This window comes from Ruegeria sp. SCSIO 43209 (assembly GCF_019904295.1).
Classification (GTDB): domain Bacteria; phylum Pseudomonadota; class Alphaproteobacteria; order Rhodobacterales; family Rhodobacteraceae; genus Ruegeria.
Map to the genome: position 1 here is coordinate 3,275,867 of NZ_CP065359.1, position 23,817 is coordinate 3,299,683.

At 55.7% G+C, this 23,817-nt stretch carries 24 protein-coding genes; 12 read left to right on the plus strand and 12 right to left on the minus strand.

What is annotated here, in order from left to right:
- Positions 1-3: 3 nt before the first annotated feature.
- Complete coding sequence (locus tag I5192_RS16355; protein WP_223118325.1) at positions 4-2,259, minus strand: NADP-dependent malic enzyme; 2,256 nt, start codon at positions 2,257-2,259, stop codon at positions 4-6.
- Between the two features lie 161 nt (positions 2,260-2,420).
- Between I5192_RS16355 and mutS the strand changes: the two genes are divergently transcribed.
- Positions 2,421-5,033 (plus strand): DNA mismatch repair protein MutS, encoded by a 2,613-nt coding sequence (gene mutS, locus I5192_RS16360; RefSeq protein WP_223118326.1) that lies wholly within the window; start codon positions 2,421-2,423, stop codon positions 5,031-5,033.
- 31 nt (positions 5,034-5,064) lie between these two features.
- Here the strand turns inward: mutS and I5192_RS16365 are convergent, their stop codons facing one another.
- Together I5192_RS16365 and hrcA are read right to left on the minus strand one after the other, a co-directional pair.
- Complete coding sequence (locus tag I5192_RS16365) at positions 5,065-5,628, minus strand: nucleotide exchange factor GrpE (protein WP_170399405.1); 564 nt, start codon at positions 5,626-5,628, stop codon at positions 5,065-5,067.
- Between the two features lie 10 nt (positions 5,629-5,638).
- Complete coding sequence (gene hrcA, locus I5192_RS16370) at positions 5,639-6,703, minus strand: heat-inducible transcriptional repressor HrcA (RefSeq protein WP_170399408.1); 1,065 nt, start codon at positions 6,701-6,703, stop codon at positions 5,639-5,641.
- A gap of 112 nt (positions 6,704-6,815) precedes the next feature.
- Between hrcA and rph the strand changes: the two genes are divergently transcribed.
- Genes rph through I5192_RS16390 form a run of 4 tightly spaced genes read left to right on the plus strand, consistent with a single transcriptional unit; the run spans position 6,816 to position 9,641 of the window.
- On the plus strand, positions 6,816-7,529 hold the full coding sequence (rph, locus tag I5192_RS16375) for a ribonuclease PH (protein WP_223117306.1): 714 nt from the start codon (positions 6,816-6,818) through the stop codon (positions 7,527-7,529).
- On the plus strand, positions 7,526-8,140 hold the full coding sequence (gene rdgB, locus I5192_RS16380; RefSeq protein ID WP_223117307.1) for an RdgB/HAM1 family non-canonical purine NTP pyrophosphatase: 615 nt from the start codon (positions 7,526-7,528) through the stop codon (positions 8,138-8,140). The genes rph and rdgB overlap by 4 nt, the downstream gene beginning before the upstream one ends.
- Positions 8,130-9,284 (plus strand): radical SAM family heme chaperone HemW, encoded by a 1,155-nt coding sequence (gene hemW, locus I5192_RS16385; RefSeq protein ID WP_223117308.1) that lies wholly within the window; start codon positions 8,130-8,132, stop codon positions 9,282-9,284. Before rdgB ends, hemW begins: the two co-directional genes overlap by 11 nt.
- Before the next feature lie 3 nt (positions 9,285-9,287).
- Entirely contained in the window at positions 9,288-9,641 is a 354-nt protein-coding gene (locus tag I5192_RS16390) for a YbaN family protein (RefSeq protein ID WP_170399420.1), read from the plus strand.
- Here the strand turns inward: I5192_RS16390 and I5192_RS16395 are convergent.
- The 7 genes from I5192_RS16395 to hemJ all read right to left on the minus strand — a co-directional run bounded on the left by I5192_RS16395 (position 9,631) and on the right by hemJ (position 17,007).
- Positions 9,631-10,524, minus strand: a complete 894-nt coding sequence (locus tag I5192_RS16395; RefSeq protein ID WP_223117309.1) for a ParB/RepB/Spo0J family partition protein — start codon at positions 10,522-10,524, stop codon at positions 9,631-9,633. The genes I5192_RS16390 and I5192_RS16395 overlap by 11 nt on opposite strands.
- Before the next feature lie 20 nt (positions 10,525-10,544).
- Positions 10,545-11,348, minus strand: coding sequence for a ParA family protein (locus I5192_RS16400; RefSeq protein WP_223117310.1), 804 nt, complete (start codon positions 11,346-11,348; stop codon positions 10,545-10,547).
- On the minus strand, positions 11,341-11,964 hold the full coding sequence (rsmG, locus tag I5192_RS16405) for a 16S rRNA (guanine(527)-N(7))-methyltransferase RsmG (protein WP_170649056.1): 624 nt from the start codon (positions 11,962-11,964) through the stop codon (positions 11,341-11,343). Before rsmG ends, I5192_RS16400 begins: the two co-directional genes overlap by 8 nt.
- Complete coding sequence (mnmG, locus tag I5192_RS16410; RefSeq protein ID WP_223117311.1) at positions 11,961-13,829, minus strand: tRNA uridine-5-carboxymethylaminomethyl(34) synthesis enzyme MnmG; 1,869 nt, start codon at positions 13,827-13,829, stop codon at positions 11,961-11,963. The genes rsmG and mnmG overlap by 4 nt, the downstream gene beginning before the upstream one ends.
- Positions 13,830-13,841: 12 nt before the next feature.
- On the minus strand, positions 13,842-15,128 hold the full coding sequence (mnmE, locus tag I5192_RS16415; protein ID WP_223117312.1) for a tRNA uridine-5-carboxymethylaminomethyl(34) synthesis GTPase MnmE: 1,287 nt from the start codon (positions 15,126-15,128) through the stop codon (positions 13,842-13,844).
- Between the two features lie 31 nt (positions 15,129-15,159).
- Entirely contained in the window at positions 15,160-16,431 is a 1,272-nt protein-coding gene (rho, locus tag I5192_RS16420; RefSeq protein ID WP_170399438.1) for a transcription termination factor Rho, read from the minus strand.
- Positions 16,432-16,557: 126 nt separating this feature from the next.
- On the minus strand, positions 16,558-17,007 hold the full coding sequence (gene hemJ, locus I5192_RS16425) for a protoporphyrinogen oxidase HemJ (RefSeq protein ID WP_170515519.1): 450 nt from the start codon (positions 17,005-17,007) through the stop codon (positions 16,558-16,560).
- Between the two features lie 403 nt (positions 17,008-17,410).
- Here hemJ and I5192_RS16430 point away from each other — a divergent pair, with 403 nt between their 5' ends.
- From I5192_RS16430 to dnaQ, 4 genes are read left to right on the plus strand one after another with little or no spacing between them, the layout of a single operon-like run.
- Positions 17,411-18,010, plus strand: a complete 600-nt coding sequence (locus I5192_RS16430) for a nucleoside triphosphate pyrophosphatase (protein ID WP_223117313.1) — start codon at positions 17,411-17,413, stop codon at positions 18,008-18,010.
- Positions 18,007-18,840 carry a shikimate dehydrogenase gene (locus I5192_RS16435; protein WP_170515525.1) on the plus strand — a complete coding sequence of 278 codons (834 nt, stop codon included), beginning with the start codon at positions 18,007-18,009 and terminating at the stop codon, positions 18,838-18,840. The genes I5192_RS16430 and I5192_RS16435 overlap by 4 nt, the downstream gene beginning before the upstream one ends.
- The gene (gene coaE / locus I5192_RS16440) at positions 18,837-19,430 is read left to right on the plus strand and encodes a dephospho-CoA kinase (protein WP_223117314.1); all 594 of its coding nucleotides are present in this window, start codon (positions 18,837-18,839) and stop codon (positions 19,428-19,430) included. Before I5192_RS16435 ends, coaE begins: the two co-directional genes overlap by 4 nt.
- Complete coding sequence (gene dnaQ / locus I5192_RS16445) at positions 19,423-20,145, plus strand: DNA polymerase III subunit epsilon (protein WP_170399452.1); 723 nt, start codon at positions 19,423-19,425, stop codon at positions 20,143-20,145. Before coaE ends, dnaQ begins: the two co-directional genes overlap by 8 nt.
- 25 nt (positions 20,146-20,170) lie before the next feature.
- Here the strand turns inward: dnaQ and secB are convergent, their stop codons facing one another.
- Both secB and I5192_RS16455 read right to left on the minus strand, forming a co-directional pair.
- Positions 20,171-20,674 carry a protein-export chaperone SecB gene (gene secB / locus I5192_RS16450; protein ID WP_170399455.1) on the minus strand — a complete coding sequence of 168 codons (504 nt, stop codon included), beginning with the start codon at positions 20,672-20,674 and terminating at the stop codon, positions 20,171-20,173.
- 54 nt (positions 20,675-20,728) lie between these two features.
- The gene (locus tag I5192_RS16455; RefSeq protein WP_170399458.1) at positions 20,729-21,229 is read right to left on the minus strand and encodes an FxsA family protein; all 501 of its coding nucleotides are present in this window, start codon (positions 21,227-21,229) and stop codon (positions 20,729-20,731) included.
- Between the two features lie 108 nt (positions 21,230-21,337).
- On the opposite strand from I5192_RS16455, the gene I5192_RS16460 reads away from it, so the two are divergent.
- From I5192_RS16460 to I5192_RS16470, 3 genes are read left to right on the plus strand one after another with little or no spacing between them, the layout of a single operon-like run.
- Positions 21,338-21,997: a Tim44/TimA family putative adaptor protein gene (locus I5192_RS16460; protein WP_170399461.1), complete on the plus strand. Its 660-nt coding sequence runs from the start codon at positions 21,338-21,340 to the stop codon at positions 21,995-21,997.
- Positions 21,994-23,034: a murein transglycosylase A gene (locus I5192_RS16465; protein WP_170408811.1), complete on the plus strand. Its 1,041-nt coding sequence runs from the start codon at positions 21,994-21,996 to the stop codon at positions 23,032-23,034. The genes I5192_RS16460 and I5192_RS16465 overlap by 4 nt, the downstream gene beginning before the upstream one ends.
- On the plus strand, positions 23,034-23,621 hold the full coding sequence (locus tag I5192_RS16470) for a Smr/MutS family protein (protein WP_170515080.1): 588 nt from the start codon (positions 23,034-23,036) through the stop codon (positions 23,619-23,621). Before I5192_RS16465 ends, I5192_RS16470 begins: the two co-directional genes overlap by 1 nt.
- Positions 23,622-23,817 lie beyond the last annotated feature (196 nt).

The window sequence follows — 23,817 nt, forward strand, 5'->3', positions numbered from 1 at the left end:
GATTTACCCGATATCGCAGGAGGCCAGGATGGCCATGTTCAGAATGTCATTTGCGGTCGAGACCGTCGAACAGATCTGGATCGGCTTGTCGACGCCGGACAGGATCGGGCCGATCACGGTGGCGCCGCCCATTTCCTGCATCAGTTTGGTCGAAATCGAGGCCGAGTGTCGTGCAGGAACAATCAGGATATTGGCTGGTCCAGTCAGTCGTTGGAACGGATAGGCTTCCTGCTGATCCACATTCAGGGCCACATCAACCGTCATCTCGCCCTCGTACTCGAAATCGACGCCGCGCTCGTCCAGCACTGCCGGGGCGCGGTGCATCTTCTCAGCACGTTCAGACACCGGGTAACCGAAGGTCGAGAAACTGACAAAGGCCGCCCGGGGCTCTAGCCCCATGTGGCGCGCCACGGCTGCGGCGCGCTCAGCGATATTGGCCAGATCGTTCTCATCCGGCCATTCATGCACCAAAGTGTCGCCAATCAGAACAATCCGTCCCTTGTGCAGCAAGGCGGTAACCCCAGCCGCACCATGGGCGGCATCGGCATCAAACACATGGTTGATGCGGTCCAAAACATGGGCCGACTTGCGCGTTGCCCCGGTCACCAGACCATCCGCATGACCATGCGCCAGCATCAGAGACGAAAACACATGTCGATCCCGTGCAGCGAGGCGGTGAATATCTTTGTGATCAAAGCCCTTACGCTGCAGGCGCTGATACAGAAAATCCTTATAGGCCTCGAGATGCGCGGTATTGGCGGCGTTCACCACATCAATTTCACGCACCGCGTCCCCAAGACCAGCGGCTTCGAGCTTTTCCTTTACGTCGTCTGGCCGGCCCACAACCAGAGCCTTACCAAAGCCCGAGCGTTGGTACATTACGGCCGCGCGCAATACGCGCGGATCGTCACCCTCGGCAAAGATCATCCGGCTTTGCGCCTGACGCGCCCGCGCATTCAAGCCGCGCAGGATGCTGGCCGTCGGGTCCATGCGGGATTTCAGGCTCAGCTCATAAGCGTCCATATCGATGATCGGACGTCGCGCCGCGCCGGTATCCATACCAGCCTTGGCAACCGCAGGCGGGATACGGTGGATCAGGCGCGGATCAAAAGGCGTTGGAATGATGTAGTCGCGCCCAAAAGTCAGCGACTTGCCATAGGCCATGGCAACCTCATCCGGAACATCTTCACGTGCCAATCGCGCCAGAGCGTGGGCGCAGGCGATTTTCATCTCGTCATTGATCGCACGGGCATGAATATCCAGCGCACCGCGGAACAGGTAAGGAAAACCCAGAACGTTATTCACCTGATTCGGATAATCGCTACGGCCCGTCGCGACGATCGCATCAACGCGCACCTCGTGCGCCTCTTCCGGGGTGATTTCCGGGTCAGGGTTCGCCATGGCGAAAATCACCGGATTGTCAGCCATGCTGGCGACCATGTCTTGTGTCACCGCCCCTTTGACCGATACGCCCAGAAATACATCCGCATCCTTCATGGCCTCTTCCAAATTGCGAAGATCAGTCGTGATGGCATGGGCCGACTTCCACTGGTTCATGCCCTCGGTCCGGCCCTGATAAATCACGCCCTTGGTGTCGCAGACGATGCAATTCTCGTGCCGTGCACCCATGGCCTTGAGCAGTTCGATACAGGCAATTCCTGCAGCGCCTGCCCCGTTCAGGACGATTTTTACATCTTCGATCTTCTTCCCCGAGATATGCAACGCGTTAAGCAGGCCCGCCGCACAAATCACTGCTGTGCCATGCTGATCATCGTGGAAGACCGGGATATCCATCTCTTCCTTCAAGCGTTGTTCGATGATGAAACATTCGGGTGCTTTGATATCTTCCAGATTGATACCGCCAAAGGTCGGACCCATCAGGCGCACAGCGCGACAGAACTCGTCAGGGTCTTCGGTATCCAGCTCGATATCGATCGAGTTCACATCAGCGAACCGCTTGAACAGGACCGATTTGCCTTCCATCACCGGTTTTGAGCCCAGCGCACCCAGATTTCCAAGGCCCAGAACGGCGGTACCGTTCGAGATCACGGCAACCAGATTGCCTTTGTTTGTATAGTCATACGCCGTCTCTGGTGCTTCAGCGATGGCTTCACAGGGAACCGCAACGCCAGGGCTGTAAGCTAGCGAAAGATCGCGCTGCGTGGTCATGGGTACGGTGGCCTGCACCTCCCACTTGCCGGGGGTCGGGTCGAGGTGAAAGGCCAGCGCCTCTTCTTTGGTGATCTTCGCTTTGGGCATCTTACAGGTCGTTTCCATGACTTTGGGGCTTTTGCCTCATAACGCAGGCGGGGCCGCGCCTCAACGAGAATGAGTTTTCACCTTTTACTGAAGATGCGGGATTTGTAAGGTCGCGCCCGGAACACGCCAGAAGGGGGCCGAATTTGTCCACAGTCACGCCGATGATGGCGCAGTACCTTGAGATCAAAGAGGCTCATGCAGATGCCCTGCTGTTTTATCGCATGGGTGACTTCTACGAGATGTTCTTCGGGGATGCGGTGAACGCGGCTGAGGCGTTGGATATCGCGCTGACCAAGCGCGGCAAACACAATGGCGACGATATCCCGATGTGCGGCGTGCCGGTGCATTCTGCCGAGGGCTACTTGCTGACCTTGATCCGCAAAGGATTCCGCGTCGCGGTCTGCGAGCAGATGGAAAGCCCGGCGGAAGCCAAGAAAAGAGGCTCTAAATCGGTGGTAAAGCGCGGTGTTGTGCGTCTGGTGACGCCCGGCACACTGACCGAAGATGCCCTGCTAGAGGCGCGGCGGCACAACTTTCTGGCCGCCTATGCCGAGGTTCGGGACGAAGCCGCACTGGCCTGGGCCGATATCTCAACCGGTGCGTTTCACGTGATGCCGCTGACGTCAATCCGGTTGAGCCCTGAACTCGCTCGGCTGGCCCCATCTGAGCTGATCGTGGCCGATGGGTCCGAGGAAAAGCTGCATGAAACCGTCATGGACCTTGGCATATCGCTTACGCCTGTCGGACGCGCCAGTTTTGACAGCGCTGCAGCCGAGAAACGCATCTGCGGGTTGTTTCACGTCGGCGCTCTGGATGCATTCGGGAACTTCGGGCGTGCCGAGGTTTCGGCCATGGGCGCGCTGATCGATTATCTGGAGATCACACAAAAGGGCAAACTGCCACTACTGCAAACTCCCCTGAAGGAATCCGAGGATCGCGTGGTTCAGATCGACGCCGCAGCGCGACGCAATCTGGAACTGACCCGGTCGCTGTCTGGTGGGCGCGCCGGGTCGCTGCTGTCCGTGGTCGACAGAACAGTAACGCCAGGTGGCGCAAGACTTCTGGAACAGCGACTGTCCAGCCCCTCGCGTAATCTGGATGTGATCCACGCCCGACTCGACGCGGTATCTTTCGCGGTCGAAGATAGCCTGATCGCCTCAGATCTGCGCGAAGCTTTGCGAAAAACACCTGATCTGGATCGTGCCCTGTCCCGGCTTTCGCTGGACCGGGGCGGCCCGCGTGATCTGGCCGCTATCCGCAATGGATTGGAACAAGCCGCAACAATCGCCGAAACCTGTGCCTCACAGGATCTGCCTGTTCTGCTGGCCACTGCCGTCCAGAACCTTGTCGGATTTGACGATCTGTTGGCTTTGCTGGACGAAGCATTGGTTGCTGATCCACCCTTGCTGGCCCGCGATGGCGGCTTTATCGCCCCCGGGTTTGATACCGAATTGGACGAAGCGCGCACCTTGCGTGACGAAGGCCGTTCGGTCATCGCAGGTTTCCAACAGAAATACGCCGAGCATACCGGCATCACGTCACTGAAGATCAAACACAACAATGTGCTTGGCTACTTCATCGAGACCACGGCAACCCATGCCGAGAAAATGTTGAACCCGCCATTTAGCGAGACTTATATCCACCGCCAAACCACCGCCAATCAGGTGCGCTTCACCACAGTGGAGCTGTCCGAGATCGAAACAAAGATTCTGAATGCCGGAAATCTCGCGTTAGAGATCGAAAAACGGCTCTATCAAAGGCTTTCTGGGGCTATTCTGGATATTGCCGCACGGCTAAATCAGGCCGCGCGCGGACTGGCTGAGTTGGATTTGACCACTGCACTCGCCGATCTGGCTCGCGGCGAAAGCTGGTGCCGTCCAAAGGTCGACGGGTCACGCGCATTCGACATCAAAGGAGGCCGTCACCCGGTGGTCGAGCATGCCCTGAGGCAGCAAAGCGGCGATGCTTTCATCGCCAACGACTGCGATCTGAGCGCCGATGCAGGCGCTGCAATTTGGTTGCTCACCGGTCCCAACATGGCCGGTAAATCAACCTTCCTGCGCCAGAATGCGCTGATCGCCCTACTGGCGCAGATGGGCAGCTATGTTCCGGCGGAACGGGCGCAAATCGGATTAGTCAGTCAATTGTTCAGCCGCGTCGGAGCGTCAGACGATCTGGCGCGGGGCCGCTCGACCTTTATGGTCGAAATGGTCGAAACCGCAGCTATTCTGAATCAGGCCGACGACCGCGCGCTCGTAATCCTTGATGAGATCGGCCGAGGCACCGCGACCTACGACGGCCTTTCCATTGCCTGGGCCACATTGGAACACCTACACGCGGCAAACCAATGCCGCGCATTGTTCGCCACCCACTACCACGAATTAACTGCACTCGCTGGAAGTCTGAACGGTGTAGAAAACGCGACCGTTGCAGTCAAAGAATGGGAGGGTGAAGTCATCTTTCTGCATGAGGTACATAAAGGCGCTGCCGATCGGTCTTACGGCGTCCAGGTTGCACAATTGGCTGGCTTGCCCACCTCGGTCGTGGACCGCGCCCGTATCGTGTTGGATCAATTAGAAAAAACCGAACGTGAAGGCGGTAAGCAGAAAGCACTGATCGACGATCTGCCCCTGTTTTCAGCTGCGCCGCCGCCTCCCCCTGCGCCAAAAACCTCGCCCGTTGCTGATATGCTGGAAACCATCCTTCCAGATGAACTCAGCCCCCGCGAAGCCTTGGACTTGATCTACAAACTGAAAGAGGCGGCCAGATCCTGACCGCCTCGAACCCGGTTGACCCAGGAACTGTTCAGCTTGCGGGCGTTGACGACACCCCAACCTGCGCCGGACGCAACAACCTGTCGTGCAGCATGAAGCCTTCTGCCGACACCTGAATGATGTCGCCGGCTTTGGTTCCGGGCACCGGGGCCTCGAACATCGCCTCATGTACATTCGGGTCGAACCTGTCCCCGACCTGTGGCGTAATCACCTCAATCCCATGCTTCTGGAACACATCCTTCAGCGCGCGCATGGTCAACTCGACACCTTCCAGCAAGCCGGCGGCAACCTCTTTCTGCTCATCCGTCGCGGCCTCAAGCGCGCGTTTCATATTGTCGTAAACCGGAAGCATGTCGCGGGCCAGTTTTGACCCGCCATATTGTTCCGCATCCCGACGCGCCTTGTCGCCACGCTTGCGCGCATTTTCGGCATCGGCCAGCGCACGCATGAACTTGTCTTTGTAATCATCGCGCTCAGCACGCAGTTGATCGACCTCAAGCGCCTCATCGCTGATCTCAGCAAAATCTTCGGCAAACTCTTCCGCCTCGGCGGACATGATGTCGTCCAGAAAATCTTCGTTCTTGGGCTCTGCCATCTCTTACCCTCTAGCTCCGGTCGGAAATCAGCTTGCCGACCAGTTGCGCCGTATAATCCACGATTGGTACGATTCGCCCGTAATTCAGACGTGTGGGTCCAATGACCCCAACCGCACCGATTATCTTACGATCAGCGTTCATATATGGAGACACCACCAAAGAGGAACCCGAAAGTGAGAAAAGTTTGTTCTCAGAGCCAATAAAAATGCGCACACCTTCGCCTTCTTCGGTCAATTCAAGGAATTCGGCGATATCGCGTTTGCGTTCAAGGTCGTCAAACAGGGTGCGGATTCGATCAAGTTCTTCTGCCTGACCCGGCTCATTTAACAGATTCGCCCGCCCGCGCACGATCAGCCGGGCCGAGTCGCCGCCGTCCCCGTCCCAAGCGGCAATGCCGCTCTCGACCATCTCACGCGCCAGAACATCGATTTCCTGTTTCCGCGCATCGATCTGCGACAGCATCTGCCGCCGCACTTCGCCAAGCGTACGTCCTTCGATCAGTGCATTCAGGAAATTGGCTGCCTCGCGCATCGAACTGGGTGTTTGGCCAGGCGGAGGTGTAAACAGCCGGTTTTCTACCTGCCCGTCTGAAAACACCAGAACCACCAAGGCCCGGTCATGCCCAAGCGAGACGAACTCGATATGCTTGATCTCGGCCTCATGCTTTGGCGTCAGAACCAGCGAAGCCCCTTGTGTCACGTGTGATAGCGCCGCGCCGACGCGATCGAGCATACCACCCACATCGCCTGCGTTAGAGCCTAGTGTTTCGTCCAGCTTCTGCCGATCATCCGCACCCAGATCGCCCATTTCCAGCAATCCGTCAACGAACATGCGCAGCCCCTGCTGTGTTGGAATTCGACCAGCGCTGACATGCGGACTGTCGAGCAAACCCAGAAATTCAAGATCCTGCATCACATTGCGTACGGTCGCAGCACTGACTTTCTCGGACAATGTGCGCGTCAGAGTCCGGCTGCCCACGGGTTCGCCGCTTTCCAGATAGCTTTCGACAATCAACCGGAACACCTCACGCGACCGGTCATTCATCTCGTCCAGAATTTTGCTTGCTTCGCTCATCGGCGGCCCTCTGCTGGATCGTCATTAAATCGCAGGCAAATGAAAGGTCAATCGGGCTTGCATCGTAACGCCGCAGGACGGTATCCCCAACCCAGCAGATAAAGGATTTCTCATGCGACCCTCAGGACGTGATCTAAACGAAATGCGCGCCGTTTCAATTGAAACGGGGTTCACCAAACATGCCGAAGGCTCTTGCCTGATCAAGATGGGCGACACCCATGTGCTATGCACCGCCACAATCGAGGATCGCGTGCCACCGTTCATCAAAGGCTCGGGCCTGGGTTGGGTCACCGCTGAATATGGCATGCTGCCCCGTGCGACCAATACGCGGATGCGGCGCGAGGCTGCCAGCGGCAAGCAAGGCGGACGCACCGTGGAAATCCAGCGCCTTATCGGCCGCGCCTTGCGCGCCGGTGTGGACCGGGTTGCCTTGGGAGAACGGCAGATCACTGTTGACTGCGATGTCATTCAAGCCGACGGCGGCACCCGCTGTGCCTCGATCACTGGCGGTTGGATAGCGCTGCGTCTGGCCGTGAACAAGCTGATGAAAACAGGCGATGTGATCTCTGACCCTTTATTAGACCCTGTTGCCGCCGTTTCATGCGGAATTTATGCCGGTCAGCCCGTGCTAGATCTGGACTATCCCGAAGATAGCGAAGCTGGCGTTGACGGCAATTTCATCATGACCGGCTCGGGCAAGCTGATCGAAGTGCAGATGAGCGCCGAAGGATCCGTTTTCAGCCGCGCGCAAATGGATCAACTGATGGACCTGGCCGAGAAAGGCGTGGGTGAACTTGCTGCTGCCCAGAAAGCTGCAACCGCATGACTCGCAGGTTCGAAGGTCATCGACTGCTGGTCGCCACCCACAACAAAGGCAAGCTCGAGGAGATGGCGCATCTGCTTGAGCCCTTTGGCGTAACGGTTGTCGGCGCGGGCGAAATGAACCTGCCCGAACCGGAAGAGACCGAGGACACTTTCGTCGGTAACGCCCGGATCAAGGCCCACGCAGCTGCAAAGGCGACCGGCCTACCTGCCTTGTCGGACGATTCCGGGATCACCATCGATGCATTGGATGGCGCACCCGGTGTTTACACCGCCGATTGGGCCGAAACCGGCAGTGGCCGCGATTTCCTGATGGCGATGACTCGCGCCCATAATGAGCTAGAGGCGAAAGACGCCCCCCACCCGCGTATGGCCCAGTTTCGCTGCACCCTGGTTCTGGCCTGGCCCGACGGGCATGACGAAGTGTTCGAAGGCATCGCGCCCGGTCACCTGACTTGGCCGATCCGCGGCAAGGACGGGTTCGGCTATGACCCGATGTTTGTCCCTGAGGGGCACGACATTACCTTTGCCGAAATGGATCGCTGGGAAAAGAACAAGATCAGCCATCGCGGGCGCGCGGTGGAGATGTTCGTGAAAGGCTGCTTTGGCGGATGATTGGCGAAACGGGGGCTTTGGCCTTTATGTGCATTGGCCCTTTTGCGAGGCCAAGTGCCCCTATTGCGATTTCAACAGCCACGTTTCCAAGAATATTAATCAAAAACAATGGTTTGAGTGTTATCTCAGCGAACTAAGCCGCTCGGCCATCGAAACTCCTGACCGGGTTTTGAACACAATCTTCTTTGGCGGCGGAACTCCATCACTGATGGCGCCTGAGACCGTCGCCACCATCATCGACAAGGCCCGCGCCCTTTGGCGATCGGCCAACGATATGGAAATCACGCTTGAGGCCAATCCAGGCTCGGTCGAGGCCGGACGGTTCGCGGCCTATCATGATGCGGGCGTGAACCGCATCTCGATGGGTGTTCAGGCCTTGAACGACGATGACCTGCGTCGTCTGGGGCGCATTCACACGGTTGCCGAGGCTCGCGCTGCCTTCGATATCGCGCGCTCTTGCTTTGACCGTGTGAGCTTTGATCTGATCTATGCCCGCCAGCATCAAACTCTGGACGCCTGGCGTGCTGAGCTGACCGAGGCGCTATCGATGGCAGTTGATCACCTGTCGCTATACCAACTGACCATTGAGGAAGGCACAGCCTTTGGTGATCGCTATGCCCTGGGCAAGCTGCGCGGTTTGCCCGAGGATGACAACGCTGCGGATATGTATCTGGCGACGCAGGAAATCTGCGAAGCGCATGGGCTGCCTGCCTATGAGATCTCAAACCACGCCCGGCCCGGAGCGGAATCACGGCATAACCTCATCTATTGGCGCTATGGTGACTACATCGGTATTGGACCCGGCGCACACGGTCGGATCACCCTGGATCGCCGGAAATTCGCGACGGAAACTCATCTTTCACCAAACAAATGGCTGACGGCTGCCTCCAATGGGCACGGCGAAAGCAATCGGTTCGAGCTTAGCCAACGTGAACAAGCCTCAGAATACCTTATGATGTGTCTACGTTTGGTCGAGGGCCTAAATATAGACAGATACACTCTGCTTGCAGGTGAAGAGCTTTCGCATGACAAACTTGATTCACTGATCGATCTGGGCATGCTAACCCTTGATCGCAATCAATTGCGCGCCACTTCAAACGGGCGCGCCGTGCTCAATGCGGTAATCCGAGAGCTGTTGGAGTAACAGATGCAATTTCTCTGGGCCGGATTGGGGTTGTTATGCGTTGCGCTTGCCATGATCGGAGTCGCTCTGCCGCTGCTGCCGACGGTGCCATTTCTTCTGTTGGCCGCGTTCTTTTTTGCCCGCTCATCGTCACGGCTACATAACTGGTTGCTGAGCCATCGAACCTTTGGTCCTATGATCATCGATTGGCAAAGCTCTGGCGCGATCAGACCCGGTGCAAAAAAGGCGGCCACCCTTTCGGTTGCCGCCGTATTTGGCTTATCGGTTCTGCTGTCGGTTCCTTCTCACGTCCTGATCATTCAGGCCATTGTGCTCAGCGCTGTGATGCTCTTTATCTGGACCCGACCTAACGGCTGAGCTTTGCGCACAGGTCATCCAACTGATCCAGGTTCTCATAAGCCATCACAACCTGCCCGGATTCAGATCCGGCCTTATGGTTGATCGTCACCTTCATCGCCAGAATCGCAGACAAATCCTTTTCAAGCGCTCGGGTGTCTGCGTCCTTCCCAGCATTCAGGTTTCTGGATTTCGGAGCCGGCTTATCCGCTCCACCTTGCTGCTTTTTCACTAGTGCCTCGGTCGCACGCACCGAAAGGCCCTCACGAACCACCTGTTTCGCCAGCTCCGATGGGTTTTCTGCCGTGATCAATGCCCTTGCATGACCGGCGGATAATTTTCCTTCTATTACAAGGGATTGCACGTCCAATGGGAGTGACAAAAGACGCAGCAGATTAGCGATATGGCTTCTGCTTTTACCAAGCGCTTCGGCCAGCTTTTCTTGCGTGTGACCAAAGCGATCCATCAATTGCTTAAAGCCTGCCGCCTCTTCCACCGCGTTCAGATCTGCGCGCTGAATGTTCTCGATAATCGCGACCTCAAGCACTTCGGTGTCATCAAATTCGCGAACAATAACTGGAATATCATGCAGTTGCGCCATCTGCGCAGCACGCCAGCGCCGTTCACCCGCAACGATTTCGTATTGGCCGCCATCGATGCTGCGGACAATCAGCGGCTGGATAATACCCTTTTCCTTGACCGAGGCCGCAAGCTCATCCAATTGCTCTTGCGCGAAACGGCGGCGCGGCTGATCTGGGTTCGCCTGCAGTTTTTCGATCGGTACCGTGAGATCCGGACGGCGGGGTTCAGATACAATCCGACCGTCAGCTTCTGGTGCGACATCAGCCATCAACGCAGATAGCCCGCGACCTAATCCTCGGGGTTTTCCTTTCCTGGCATTCATGTTGCCCTCCTCACGGCCACTTAAATGGCTACCTTGTTGTTCTTGTGCATAACCTCTCGGGCCAAATGCCGGTACGCCATCGCCCCAAGCGAACCCGAATCATATTGCAGCACAGGAAGCGCGTAAGATGGTGCCTCGCTGACCCGCACATTTCTGGGTATCTTGGTTTTAAATACCATCTCACCCAGATTGTCACGCGCATCCTTTTCGACCTGACGGGACAAGTTGTTGCGGTTGTCATACATCGTTAACACAACACCTTCGATTCTGAGGTCAGGATTAGCGGTCTGACGAACCTCGCGAATGGTCAACATCAATTGTGACAGCCCTTCCAGCGCAAAGAACTCACTTTGCAATGGAACAAGGACGGAATGCGCTGCTACCATTGCGTTTACCGTGAGCAGGTTCAAGGACGGCGGACAATCAATCAGCACAAAGTCCAGATTGAAGGCATCAATTGCAGTCTGTCGAAGCGCGTCATGCAGCAAATAACTGCGCTTTTCATTCGAGATCAGCTCAATATCTGCTGAGCTGAGATCTACGGTCGCCGGAACCACAAAAAGATTACCGATCTCGGTCTCCTGCACCACAGCTTCCAATGGTGCATCGTCGAGAAGAAGATCATATGTCGTCCAGTCGCGATCTTCGACCCCTAGACCCGTAGAGGCATTTCCCTGAGGATCGAGATCGACCACAAGAACCTTGCATCCGGCCTCGGCCAATCCGGCTGCCAGATTGATCGCTGTAGTGGTTTTCCCGACCCCGCCCTTTTGATTAGCAACCGCGATAATCCGAGGCCCAGCAGGACGAGACAGATCAACCACGTGCAACTCCTTTGATTTTCAGGATAACGGCTTGGGGTTCTGTTGAACTCTTAATGGGTTCAGCCTCGAATTTCCATTCTTTGCGCGCATCTTCCAGCTCTTTTTTCCAGGTTGCGCCTTTTGGCAACAACGCTGTACCGTTTTTACTTAAATGCCTGTCACAAAATGACATTAGAGTGGTCAGATCAGCCAGAGCCCGAGCTGAAAGCACGTCCGCATGCAAGGGATCAATGGCTTCAATTCGACGAGAGATCACGGAACAATTGGCGCCACTCTCTCTGGTCACACTTCGAAGAAATGCGGATTTACGTTGGTCGCTTTCGACTAATGTGAAACGCGTTTCAGGCGCAGATTCAATTGCCATGATGGCGCAGACCATGCCAGGAAAGCCGCCTCCGCTGCCTAAATCCACCCAATGATCTACCCGATCTGCGTTCTGAAAAACTTGAATGGAGTCTTTGATATGGCGAATCCAAATCTCTTCAAGACTATTTCTTGAAACCAGATTGATTTTTGGGTTCCATTTTTCAAGCAGAGATACATAGATCACCAGGCGTTCGAATGTTTCACGTGAAACATCCAGAGCCTCCGCAGAAGCGACGTTCTGATAAATCATGCTTTTCTGGCTTTCACATCGCGCCTGAGCTTCGCCAGGACGAGAGTTAAAGCCGCAGGCGTGACACCTTCTACCCGACTCGCCTGCGCAATATTCGCAGGCTTCGCCTGCGATAGCTTTTGCTTCATTTCATTCGACAGACCATCAAGCGCAAAATAATTGAAATCCCGAGGAATTTCATGCGCCTCATCGCGCTTCATTGCTTCGACATCCCGTTGTTGGCGCGCAATATAGTTTGCATACAACGCATCGCGCTCGACCTGACGGCGAATTTCATCGTCTGTATTCTGTAGATCGGGTTCGAGCAAAACCATGTCTTCAAACGATACTTCTGGAAAAGCAAGAACCGCCATTCCATCACGCCGGTTTCCGTCTTGATTTATGCTGATACCAGCTTCGCGAATTTGCTTTGGCGTATATGTGGTCTCTGTCAGTTTATTCTTTGCTTTTTCAAGCTTTTCTGATTTCTCAGCAAAAACCTTGCGGCGGAGTTCACCCACACAGCCCAGCTGCTCGCCAATCGGAGTCAGTCTTTGATCTGCGTTGTCAGCACGAAGTGATAGGCGAAACTCTGCACGGGATGTGAACATCCGATAAGGCTCGGCAACGCCTCGTGTTGTCAAATCGTCAATCATTACGCCAATATAACTGTCTGAGCGTGTAAAATGTATTGGCGCACGCCCCTGTGTTTCCAGAGCTGCATTCAAACCTGCAACGAGGCCTTGCGCGGCCGCTTCCTCATATCCTGTGGTCCCATTGATCTGTCCTGCAAGATATAGACCAGGAACATCGGGCACAGACAAAGACGCAGATAGAACGCGCGGGTCAACGTAGTCGTATTCAATCGCGTATCCGGGTTGTAGGATTACCGCGTTTTCCAATCCTACGATGGATTGGACATATTCGACTTGTACATCTTCGGGCAAAGACGTTGAAATCCCGTTTGGGTACACCGTATGATCCCGCACGCCTTCTGGTTCCAGAAATATCTGGTGTGACTCTTTTTCCGCAAATCGGACGATTTTGTCTTCGATTGAAGGGCAATATCTGGGACCAACACCATCAATTTGACCTCCATACATTGCTGATCGCGATAGATTTTTCTCGATTATTCCGTGCGTCTGAGCATTGGTATGAGTTATTCCACAGGCGATTTGCGGCGCCGTCACCGCTTGGGACATGAATGAAAACAGTGTTGGCTCTGCATCGCCATCCTGTCGTTCAAGTATATCCCAATTTATGGTTCGTCCGTCCAACCTCGGTGGCGTACCTGTTTTCAGCCGTGCCGTCGGTAATTCAAAAGCGTCAAGGCGCTCAGCCAACCTAACCGATGGACGATCCCCCATGCGTCCACCTGGCCTTGTAACGTCTCCTATGTGAATTACACCGCGCAGAAATGTACCCGACGTCAGAACAACTGTCTGAGCTGGGACCTCGGAACCGTCGGCTAGTTTGACACCGATTACGTAGTCACCATCCATTAGGAAATCGACCACTTCCCCAGTGATCACCGACAAATTGTCTTGTTTTTTCGTTTCTTCCTTCATCGCGGTCCGATAAAGCGCACGGTCCGCTTGCGCCCTTGGGCCTTGAACAGCTGGTCCTTTACGTCGGTTCAATAGACGAAACTGAATGCCGGCACGATCCGCCACACGACCCATGACCCCGTCCATTGCATCGATTTCACGGACCAGATGACCTTTCCCTAGCCCTCCGATCGCAGGATTGCAGGACATGACACCAATGTCCTTTTCGGACAAAGTAACCAGCGCCGTGTTCGCACCCATCCGTGCTGCCGCATGGGCAGCTTCGGTACCGGCATGTCCAGCGCCAATGACTACAACATCAAATCTCGAATGTTTCACGTGAAACACTCCCTATTTTCCCAGACAGAAACTTGCGAAGATTTCATCCAAAAGGGTTTCGACATCAATCCTGCCAACCAAAGATTCAAGCGACCGAATTGCCGTTCTCAACTCTTCAGCAGCTATATCATACATGTCCGGACCTGATTCCAGAACATCTCGCGCAGCCGCAAGTGCGTCCGATGCTTTAGTCATCGCAATACGGTGACGTTCCCGCGTTGCAATACCATGGCTAGCTGTTCGAACAGTCAGTACACGCGATATGTTGTCTATCAACTGGTCAATCCCGTGCCCGGTTTTCCCCGATATACCACCGGAAAAGGGCTCACGCAGGTCAGATTTTGGCAGAACATGAATGTCATCTGCCTGCATCGGTACACCTAGCTGATCAGGCTCATCCGACAGAAATACTCGTAGATCGGCCGCCTCTGCCCGTTTGCGCGCCAGTTCAATTCCCAGGTTTTCAACGTGATCATCGGTTTGCCTCAAACCGGCCGTGTCTAGCAGCGTGACAGGCAATCCGTCCAAGTCCATACGAACTTCAATCACATCACGGGTTGTCCCGGCATATTCCGAGGTAATAGCGGCTTCCCGACCTGCCAACGCGTTCAGCAAGGTCGATTTCCCTGCGTTCGGAAGGCCAACAATGGCGACCTCAAAGCCGGTGCGAATGCGTTCTGCGATCCGAACGCCTTTCGCTTCTTGCCTCAGCTCCTCCATAACACCAGAGATTAACGTTCGAACCTCCGGGGTTACGTCGATCGGCACCTCTTCATCAGCAAAATCAATCACGGCTTCCAACAGGGAAGCCGCGCGGATCAGATCACGCCGCCAACTTTCTGCCAATGTGCCCAAAGCACCAGCCAAAATCGTCTGTGCTTGTTTCCGTTGTGCTTCGGTTTCTGCATCAATCAGATCAGCAAGACCTTCGACCTGCGCCAGATCCATCTTGCCGTTTTCCAGTGCACGACGCGTGAACTCACCAGGTTCGGCCAGCCGAAGATCGTCCATATCCGAAAGAGAGGTCAGCACTGCGTTGACTGACGCCATACTTCCGTGAATCTGAAGCTCGGCCACGTCTTCGCCGGTAAAGCTGGACGGGGCCTGAAACGTCAGAACCAAGCCCTCATCCAACCGCGATCCATCCGACGCGCTGAGTGTTCGAACTCTCATTCCACGCCTTGGCAGGCCACCGCCAGACAACTCATTGGCGGAGGCATATGCCTGCGGACCAGAAAGCCTGATCACAGCCACGCCTGCTTTGCCCTGGGCGCTGGCCAGGGCGAATATCGTATCCATTGATAGCCCCCGCGTCAGTGCCAGAACCTTGTCAGGTGTTCATTGAATCGAAGAACTCGCCGTTCGTCTTGGTTTGTTTCAACTTCGACAACAGGAACTCGATTGCATCTGTTGTGCCCATCGGATTGAGGATGCGGCGCAGAACGAATGTCTTGGCCAGATCGCCCTTGTCGACCAGCAGATCCTCTTTCCGGGTGCCGGATTTGAGGATGTCGATTGCCGGGAACACGCGTTTGTCTGCGATCTTACGATCCAGAACGATTTCCGAGTTACCGGTGCCTTTGAATTCTTCGAAGATCACTTCGTCCATGCGGCTGCCGGTATCGATCAGGGCGGTGGCGATGATGGTCAGCGAACCACCTTCTTCGATGTTCCGCGCAGCACCAAAGAAGCGCTTGGGCCGTTGCAGGGCATTTGCATCCACACCACCGGTCAGAACTTTACCCGAGGATGGCACCACGGTGTTAAACGCCCTACCAAGTCTTGTGATTGAGTCGAGAAGAATAACAACATCTCGTTTATGCTCAACCAAACGCTTGGCTTTTTCGATCACCATCTCGGATACGGCCACGTGGCGGGTCGCGGGCTCATCGAAGGTTGAAGACACAACTTCACCCTTCACCGAGCGTTGCATGTCAGTCACCTCTTCCGGGCGTTCGTCGATCAGCAGGACGATCAGATAACACTCCGGGTGGTTCTGTTCGATGGAATGCGCGATGTTCTGCAGGATCACCGTCTTACCAGTCCGCGGAGGCGCCACGATCAGCGATCGCTGACCTTTACCAATCGGCGAAACCAAATCGATCACGCGAGCAGACTTGTCCTTGATGGTCGGATCTTCGATTTCCATCTTCAGACGCTCATCCGGATACAGAGGCGTCAGGTTGTCGAACAGAATCTTGTGTTTGGCCTTGTCCGGATTTTCAAAGTTGATCTTGGTGACATTTGTCAGCGCAAAGTAACGCTCGTTTTCATCGGGCGCTTTGATCTCACCTTCAACCGTATCTCCAGTGCGCAGCGAATGCTTGCGGATCATGTCAGGCGAAACATAGATGTCATCCGGTCCGGGTAGATAGTTCGCCTCGGGCGAGCGCAGAAACCCGAACCCGTCTTGTAGAACCTCCAGCACGCCGTCGCCACCGATGGTCCAGCCCTCATCCGCACGTTCGCGCAGAATCTGAAACATCATCTCGCCCTTGCGCATGGTTGAGGCGTTTTCGACCTCAAGCTCCTCGGCCATGGCCAGAAGGTCTTTGGGGCTTTTGGCCTTCAGATCGGCCAGATTCAGGGATTCAGTTGTCATGATGATACGAACCTCGGCCGCTTGGATCGCGGCACCAGAGTGGAATTTCAGAACGGAAGATACCTCGCCCGGACGGGCGCGTTACGCGTTAGATAAGCGCTTACCTAAGAAGAGTCAAACAGGCCCTCAGAACTTCACAACGACCGCTAGAACGATAACAACCATTAAAACGGTCGGAACCTCATTCATCATGCGGTACTGCCGCCCAGTCAGCTTATTTCGCCCCTCAGCAAAGTCCTTACGCCGAGCCATAAGCCAATGGTGAAACCATGTCATGCCGATCACTGCTGCGCCTTTGACCCAGGGCCAGTTCCAGTCCCACCCGACAATACCAGGTGTGAAAACCATGATCAGCCCGCAAATCCAGGCCACGACCATTGCGGGGCGCATGATCACACGCAGCAGCTTTTCTTCCATTTCAAAGAAAATCTGTTGCGCACCCTCTACGGCTTGCGCCTTTTCAACGTGATACACGAACAATCTGGGCAGATAGAATAAACCAGCCATCCATGAAATCACGGCCATGATGTGCAGCGATTTCACCCAAGGGTATATTGCGAAAAGAATATCGGTCATTGGGTATTCCGGGCTTACCTGAACCCCTCCTAATAAAAAAAATAAGAAAGAAAAAGGATGATGGTTTTGTAGGGAGGTCAAATTCGGTGGATTACTTTTTTGTCCTGCCTTTTTCCCCAGGTGGAAAAAGTGAAGCACATCGGCGCAGAATCTGTTGATCAAGAAAAAAAATGATTAATAACAATAAATTATGAGATAAAAGCTCGGGCTGAATTGTGGATAACCATTGGAACAATCCGGGACGGGATGCTTATCCGAGTATTCCAACTTATCCTTGTCCCGTCTGGACAGGATCCGGGCGACTCGGGGAAGTCTTGCGCCAAATTCCCGGGGTTGCGTGTCAACCGGAAAGCCATACAAACCATTCGAGACTACTCATTGATTTGCACACGGGGTTTTCCACATGACTGTCCCCATAGTCCTTGCCTCAGGGTCCGTGATCCGCGCGCAGTTGCTCAGAAACGCAGGCGTCCCGTTTTCGGTTCAGATCGCGCGGGTGGATGAAGACACAGCCAAACGCGCCCTGATGGCTGAGGGAGCTTCGCCCCGTGATGTTGCCGATGCGCTTGCCGAAATGAAAGCACGTAAGATCAGTGACAAAGTGCGCGGCGCTATGGTTCTGGGTTGCGATCAGGTTCTGGATTTCGAAGGTCAGATGCTGTCGAAGCCGGAAACACCCGAAAAAGCACTGGCGCAGCTTAAAGCAATGCGCGGCAAGCGACATATGTTGCTGTCGGCGGCGGTGATCTATCAGGATGGTGAGCCCATCTGGCGGCAAGTCGGTCAGGTGCGTTTGCGGATGCGGGCCAGCTCGGATGCTTATTTACGTGATTACGTGGCGCGGAACTGGGATAGTATTCGGCACGCAGTGGGGGCTTATAAACTGGAAGAAGAAGGCGTGCGCCTGTTTGCTACCATTGACGGCGACTATTTTAATGTTTTGGGTATGCCCCTGTTAGAGTTGCTCAATTTTCTGGCCGTAAAGGGAGTAATCGATCAATGACGGAGCATCGCGTTCCTCTGGCCGGCGTGATTGGGCAACCCATTGCACATTCCCGCTCGCCAAAACTGCACGGGCATTGGCTGAAAACCTATGGATTGGTGGGGCACTACATCCCAATGGATGTCGCCCCGGCCGATCTGGAAACCGTTCTGCGGACACTACCCAAGGCTGGGTTTGTTGGGGCCAACGTGACCGTACCGCATAAAGAGGCTGCTTTGCGGTTGGCGGATCATGTCTCGGACCGTGCCTCAGTCATCGGGGCGGCAAATACGCTTGTATTCCGCGAGGATGGTTCAATTCACGCGGATAATACGGATGGCTACGGGTTCATGGCTAATCTTCGCAGCGGTGCGCCCGATTGGAACCCGCAGGATGGGCCTGCGGTTGTATTTGGTGCGGGCGGTGCTGCGCGGGCGGTGCTTCAAGCGCTGGCAGAAGCCGGAGTGCCTGAAATCCTGTTGACCAACCGCACCCGCACCCGTGCGGATCATTTGAAGGAAGAGTTCGGCCAACGGATTACGGTCGTTGACTGGGTGCAGGCAGGAAATGTGATCGAAGACGCAGAACTAGTCGTGAACACCACGTCTTTGGGTATGCAAGGGCAGCCAGAGTTACGCGTTCCACTGGATGGATTGCAACCCGGCGCTGTTGTCACCGATCTGGTATACGCGCCGCTTCAAACGCATCTGTTAAAACAGGCGGAAGAGGTTGGATGTACAACGGTCGACGGGCTGGGAATGTTGCTGCATCAAGCTGTTCCCGGGTTTGAACGCTGGTTCGGTGTTCGCCCCGAAGTGGACGCTGAAACCCGCGCGGCGGCCTTGGCATGAATTTTGCGCTGGGGCTCACCGGATCAATCGGGATGGGCAAGAGCACGACCGCTCAGATGTTTGCAGATGAAGGCTGTGCGCTTTGGGATGCGGATGCTGCGGTGCATCGGCTCTATGCAAAGGGCGGCGCTGCGGTTGAGCCCATGCGGATTACGTTTCCCACCGCCATTGCCGAGGATGCGGTCAGCCGGGATGCATTGAAGCAAATCATTGCGGATAATCCTGACGCGCTAAAAACAATAGAAAAAATCGTACACCCTCTGGTAGCGGCGGATCGCGCCTCATTTCGTTCTTCGTCGTCCGCCGATATCTTGGTATTCGACATTCCGCTGTTGTTTGAAACCGGTGGTGATGCGGCGATGGATGCTGTTGCTTGTGTTTCAATCTCTGCTGAAGAACAAAAAAGACGGGTCATGGCGCGCGGCACGATGAATGAGGCGCAGTTTGAGCAGATTCGCTCCAAGCAAATGCCAAACGAAGAGAAATGCGCGCGGTCGGATTTCGTGATTGTCACGGATACTCTGGACCATGCTCGCGCGCAGGTGCAGGATATCGTCAGGCAGATACGGGCAGGGTTGGCAGATGCGTGAGATTGTACTCGATACCGAGACCACAGGGTTTGATCCCGAAAGCGGCGACCGGATCGTCGAGATCGGCGCGGTTGAGCTGTGGAACCACGTTGCCACAGGAGAAACTTATCACGTCTACATCAACCCCGAGCGTTCTATGCCGGAAGAGGCATTTGGTGTGCATGGCATCGGCCCCGACCTGCTGGAAAACCCGCGCCCGCCGGAAAAGGGCGAAGTGACGCTGAAGGACAAACCTGTCTTTGCCAAGGTTGGGCAAGGGTTTCGTGAATTCGTGGGTGACGCCAAGCTGGTGATCCACAACGCCTCGTTCGACATGAAGTTTCTGAACGCCGAACTGGGCTGGATGGGGGTGTCGCTGATCCCGATGGATCAGGCAATCGACACGCTGGCCATTGCGCGTAAGCGGTTTCCTGGATCACCCGCTTCGTTGGATGCGTTGTGCCGCCGGTTTGGCATCGATAACTCAAACAGGGTGCTGCACGGCGCGCTGCTTGACTCGGAAATTCTGGCCGAAGTGTATCTGGAGCTGATCGGAGGCCGTCAGCCCGACTTTGGATTGTCAACGTCGGCAAGCGCAGCGTCTGGCGGTGGTGAGGAATGGCGCCCGACAGCGCGACCCGATGCCCTGCCATCCCGGATCACCGAGGATGAGCGCGCAGCACATCAGAAATTTGTTGAAAAGCTGGGCGAGAACGCCCTGTGGACCCGCGCCTGACCCGAACCAGACGCGGACCAAAACCTTAGGCGTCGGTTTTTTGCTCTTGTGCGGCCGCCTGACGGCGCGCCAGTTCGTTGCGATAGAGCGCCACGAAATCAATGTTATCCAGGTTGACCGGCGGGTAGCCACCGTCGCGTGTGATATCGCTGACGATGCGGCGCAGGAACGGGAACAGCATGCGCGGGCATTCGATCATCAGGAACGGATGCATTTGATCTTCGGGCACACCTTCCACGTGGAACAGGCCGCAATAGTCGATTTCGCACAGGAACAGGACGTCTTCTAGGCCCTTGGCCTTGGATGTCAGTTTTAGCTTGATCGAGACTTCATACTGGTGCTCGGTCGTGCGTTTCTTTGCGTCCAGATTGACCTGAACTGAAATCTCGGGCTGTACGTCGCCTGAGACGCCTTTTTGCGCCATGACGTTTTCAAAGGACATGTCGCGAATGAACTGTCCCAGAACGCGCATCTGGATCTGAGGGGCTGCCTGTGCGGCGGTGTTTTCTGCAGGGCTTTCGTCAGCCATGAAACTTCTCCGGAATTGAAATTCGGCACTGCTTAGCAATTTGGGCCGGATAGCTCAATGCTGGTGCGGGCCTTCCACCCACTTCGACGGCTTTCCGGAGTTCTGGCGAGGGCGAACCTCGGTGAATTCGCCATCTATCACATCGTCCTGATCAAACGGGTTTGGCCCCGACCTGAATTGTGCGCCGGTGCCCATTTGAAAATGTGTGATGGTCGCCTTGGACTTGAGATAGCGGAACACTGCGACCCGGATGCCGGGAACAAGCAGCGCAAAACCAATGGCATCGGTGAAAAACCCTGGTGTCAGCAGCAAAACACCAGACAGCAAGATCATCGCCCCATGGGCCAGCGGTTCGGTTGGGTCGTCCAATTCGGCAAAGGATCGCTGCAAATTCGCCAGCGCCATGCGACCTTGTGTCCGCACCAGAACCGTGCCCAGAACGGCGGTCAGAACCACGATTGCAAGCGTCGGCCAAAGCCCGATCAGACCGCCAACCTGGATAAACAGGGCGATCTCGATGATCGGAACCAATAAAAAAGCCAAGAACAAGTACATTTGCGGTATCCTTTAGCATGGTCCGGGCTGTGGACTTGGCCCCGACTGTCACCTACATAGTGGCAGAGGGCAGCGTATACAAAGCCCGGGTTCTGAAAAGAGGACGAAATGAACTCACCCCTGATCCAGCTTCTGGTGCTGGCCGGAATTGCCATTTTCCTGATCCTGCGCTTGAAAAGCGTGTTGGGTACACGCGAAGGTTTTGAGAAACCGCCCCTTCAGCAACAGCCTGATACCAATGGCGCGCGCCGTGATTTCGAAGTGATTGAAGGCGGGCCAGATCACGACATCACCGACCATGTGGCCGAAGACAGTGAACAGGCGCAAACATTGGCCGCAATGAAGCGGGTCGAACCCAGTTTTTCTGTCAGCGAATTTGTTCAGGGCGCGCGCGGCGCCTATGAGATGATCGTGATGGGCTTTGAAAAGGGCAATCTGGACGAAATCCAGCCGTTCCTGTCCGAAGAAGTATTCGACAGTTTTGTATCGGTTGTTGCGGATCGTGAAGACAAAGGTCTGACCATCGAAGCCGAATTCATCGGGGTGCGTGAAACCACTCTGGTCGATGCGACCTTCGATAAGGATACCAATCAGGCCGAGATCACCATGCGCTTTATCGGTGAGCTGACGTCGGTCGTGCGCGATCGCGGCGGGGATATTGTCGAAGGCAACCCGAACACCGTCAAACGCCAAAAGGACAGCTGGACCTTTGCCCGTGTCATGGGCGCGGACGATCCGAACTGGCTGCTTGTTGCCACGGACGCATGATTGCAGCGCTCCGGTCGCTATTTCTGGGGGTCGTCATGACCACTGCCAGCGCCGCCGGAGCCGAGGCGACGCGATCCATCCTGTCATTCGATGACCTCGATGGCTGGGCCGCCGACGATCACGGGGCGGCCCTTTCGGTTTTTCTGAACACCTGTGGTGATCTGGACGATCCTGATTGGCAGGCGCTGTGTGGCGTGGCTCAGAGTTATGAACCTGGCGCGGCGCGGGCTTTTTTCGAGCTGTTCTTTCGCCCTGTTCTGGTCGAAGACGGCGATGATGCCCTGTTCACCGGATATTTTGAACCTGAACTGGATGGGTCGAAAACCCCAACTGATAAATACCGCTATCCACTCTACCGGATGCCGCCCGAGGCGCGAGAGGCGGGCAAGTGGCTCAGTCGCCGTGACCTGCTGACCGGTGACGCCCTGACAGGTCGGGGCCTTGAGATAGCGTGGGTCGATGACCCTGTTGAGTTGTTCTTTCTGCAAATTCAAGGCTCGGGCCGGATACGTCTGCCCGATGGCGGTGCATTGCGGGTTGGATATGGCGGTGCGAATGGGCATCCCTATCGCTCGATCGGCGCGGAACTGGTCCGACGGGGTGCGCTGGGCGCGCACCAGGTCAGCGCGCAGATGATCCGGACCTGGGTACGCAAAAACCCTGAAGCCGGGGCTGAGCTGTTACTACACAACCCTTCTTATGTTTTCTTCCGAGAGGTGACGCGTGTTGCGCCCGAGTTCGGACCGTTAGGCGCCATGAACCGCTCAGTGACCACGATGCGCAGTATCGCGGCAGATCCGGCTTATACACCTTTGGGCGCGCCAGTTTGGGTAGAAAAGGATGGCAAAAACCCGCTGCGCCGATTGATGATCGCACAAGACACCGGATCGGCGATCAAGGGTGCGCAACGTGCCGACATTTTCTTTGGCACAGGGGATGATGCCGGGCAGGCCGCCGGTCGCTTGAAGGATCCCGGCCGTATGGTTGTGCTGTTGCCGATCCAGAGGGCCTACGCCCTGTTACCGGATGAGTTCTGATGACCCGGCGCAAACTAACTGCGGATGAGATCGATTTGTGGCGCAAGGTCGCCAAACAGGCTGAGCGTTTGCACCCCGAACTGCCTCAGACTGTGCACCCCACTACCTTGCCCAAGCCCAAACCGACCAAAACGCCCAAGGCGCGGATAGAAGCCTTTGAACTGGGTCAGACTGCGCCAACCAAACCGTCACGGAATAACCTGAAGCCATCGATCACCGAAGGTTTACGGACAAATCCGGTGCAGATGGACACCAAGTCTTTTGGTCGCATGAAACGCGGCAAGCTCAAGCCCGAAGGCAAGCTGGACCTGCACGGGATGCGCATGAGCGCAGCCCATCCCGCATTGGTTCGGTTCGTCCTGACCGCACAGGCACAGGGCAAACGGCTGGTGCTTGTCATAACCGGCAAGGGCAAGGACCGGGACGAACCGGGACCCATTCCAACGCCGCGTGGGGTCTTGCGCAATCAGGTGCCCCACTGGTTATCTATTCCACCACTTGCACAAGCAGTGCTGCAGGTAACACCCGCACATATCAGCCATGGCGGTGATGGCGCCTATTACGTCTACCTCAGGCGCGTCCGTTAGTCGGATCGCTGATTCTAGCTGGCCCACATGAACCGGATTCGCACGCGTACCCTGCCCTTACCCCTACTGGTTTATTGTTTCTGCAGGTCCCGCAACCCCGGTGATAAACTGCCGGCGCAATGAAACTTCGTAGCCTTGTCCAAGGCTTGCGAGCTTGTGCTTAACAACACAACCAGAACGGTATGGCAGACAATCG

Coding starts and splice junctions, on each gene's coding strand:
- I5192_RS16355 (WP_223118325.1), bottom strand. CDS start 2,259: ATGCCCAAAGCGAAGATCACCAAAGAAGAGGCGCTGGCCTTTCACCTC.
- mutS (WP_223118326.1), top strand. CDS start 2,421: ATGATGGCGCAGTACCTTGAGATCAAAGAGGCTCATGCAGATGCCCTG.
- I5192_RS16365 (WP_170399405.1), bottom strand. CDS start 5,628: ATGGCAGAGCCCAAGAACGAAGATTTTCTGGACGACATCATGTCCGCC.
- hrcA (WP_170399408.1), bottom strand. CDS start 6,703: ATGAGCGAAGCAAGCAAAATTCTGGACGAGATGAATGACCGGTCGCGT.
- rph (WP_223117306.1), top strand. CDS start 6,816: ATGCGACCCTCAGGACGTGATCTAAACGAAATGCGCGCCGTTTCAATT.
- rdgB (WP_223117307.1), top strand. CDS start 7,526: ATGACTCGCAGGTTCGAAGGTCATCGACTGCTGGTCGCCACCCACAAC.
- I5192_RS16390 (WP_170399420.1), top strand. CDS start 9,288: ATGCAATTTCTCTGGGCCGGATTGGGGTTGTTATGCGTTGCGCTTGCC.
- I5192_RS16395 (WP_223117309.1), bottom strand. CDS start 10,524: ATGAATGCCAGGAAAGGAAAACCCCGAGGATTAGGTCGCGGGCTATCT.
- rsmG (WP_170649056.1), bottom strand. CDS start 11,964: ATGATTTATCAGAACGTCGCTTCTGCGGAGGCTCTGGATGTTTCACGT.
- mnmE (WP_223117312.1), bottom strand. CDS start 15,128: ATGGATACGATATTCGCCCTGGCCAGCGCCCAGGGCAAAGCAGGCGTG.
- rho (WP_170399438.1), bottom strand. CDS start 16,431: ATGACAACTGAATCCCTGAATCTGGCCGATCTGAAGGCCAAAAGCCCC.
- hemJ (WP_170515519.1), bottom strand. CDS start 17,007: ATGACCGATATTCTTTTCGCAATATACCCTTGGGTGAAATCGCTGCAC.
- I5192_RS16430 (WP_223117313.1), top strand. CDS start 17,411: ATGACTGTCCCCATAGTCCTTGCCTCAGGGTCCGTGATCCGCGCGCAG.
- I5192_RS16435 (WP_170515525.1), top strand. CDS start 18,007: ATGACGGAGCATCGCGTTCCTCTGGCCGGCGTGATTGGGCAACCCATT.
- coaE (WP_223117314.1), top strand. CDS start 18,837: ATGAATTTTGCGCTGGGGCTCACCGGATCAATCGGGATGGGCAAGAGC.
- dnaQ (WP_170399452.1), top strand. CDS start 19,423: ATGCGTGAGATTGTACTCGATACCGAGACCACAGGGTTTGATCCCGAA.
- secB (WP_170399455.1), bottom strand. CDS start 20,674: ATGGCTGACGAAAGCCCTGCAGAAAACACCGCCGCACAGGCAGCCCCT.
- I5192_RS16455 (WP_170399458.1), bottom strand. CDS start 21,229: ATGTACTTGTTCTTGGCTTTTTTATTGGTTCCGATCATCGAGATCGCC.
- I5192_RS16460 (WP_170399461.1), top strand. CDS start 21,338: ATGAACTCACCCCTGATCCAGCTTCTGGTGCTGGCCGGAATTGCCATT.
- I5192_RS16465 (WP_170408811.1), top strand. CDS start 21,994: ATGATTGCAGCGCTCCGGTCGCTATTTCTGGGGGTCGTCATGACCACT.
- I5192_RS16470 (WP_170515080.1), top strand. CDS start 23,034: ATGACCCGGCGCAAACTAACTGCGGATGAGATCGATTTGTGGCGCAAG.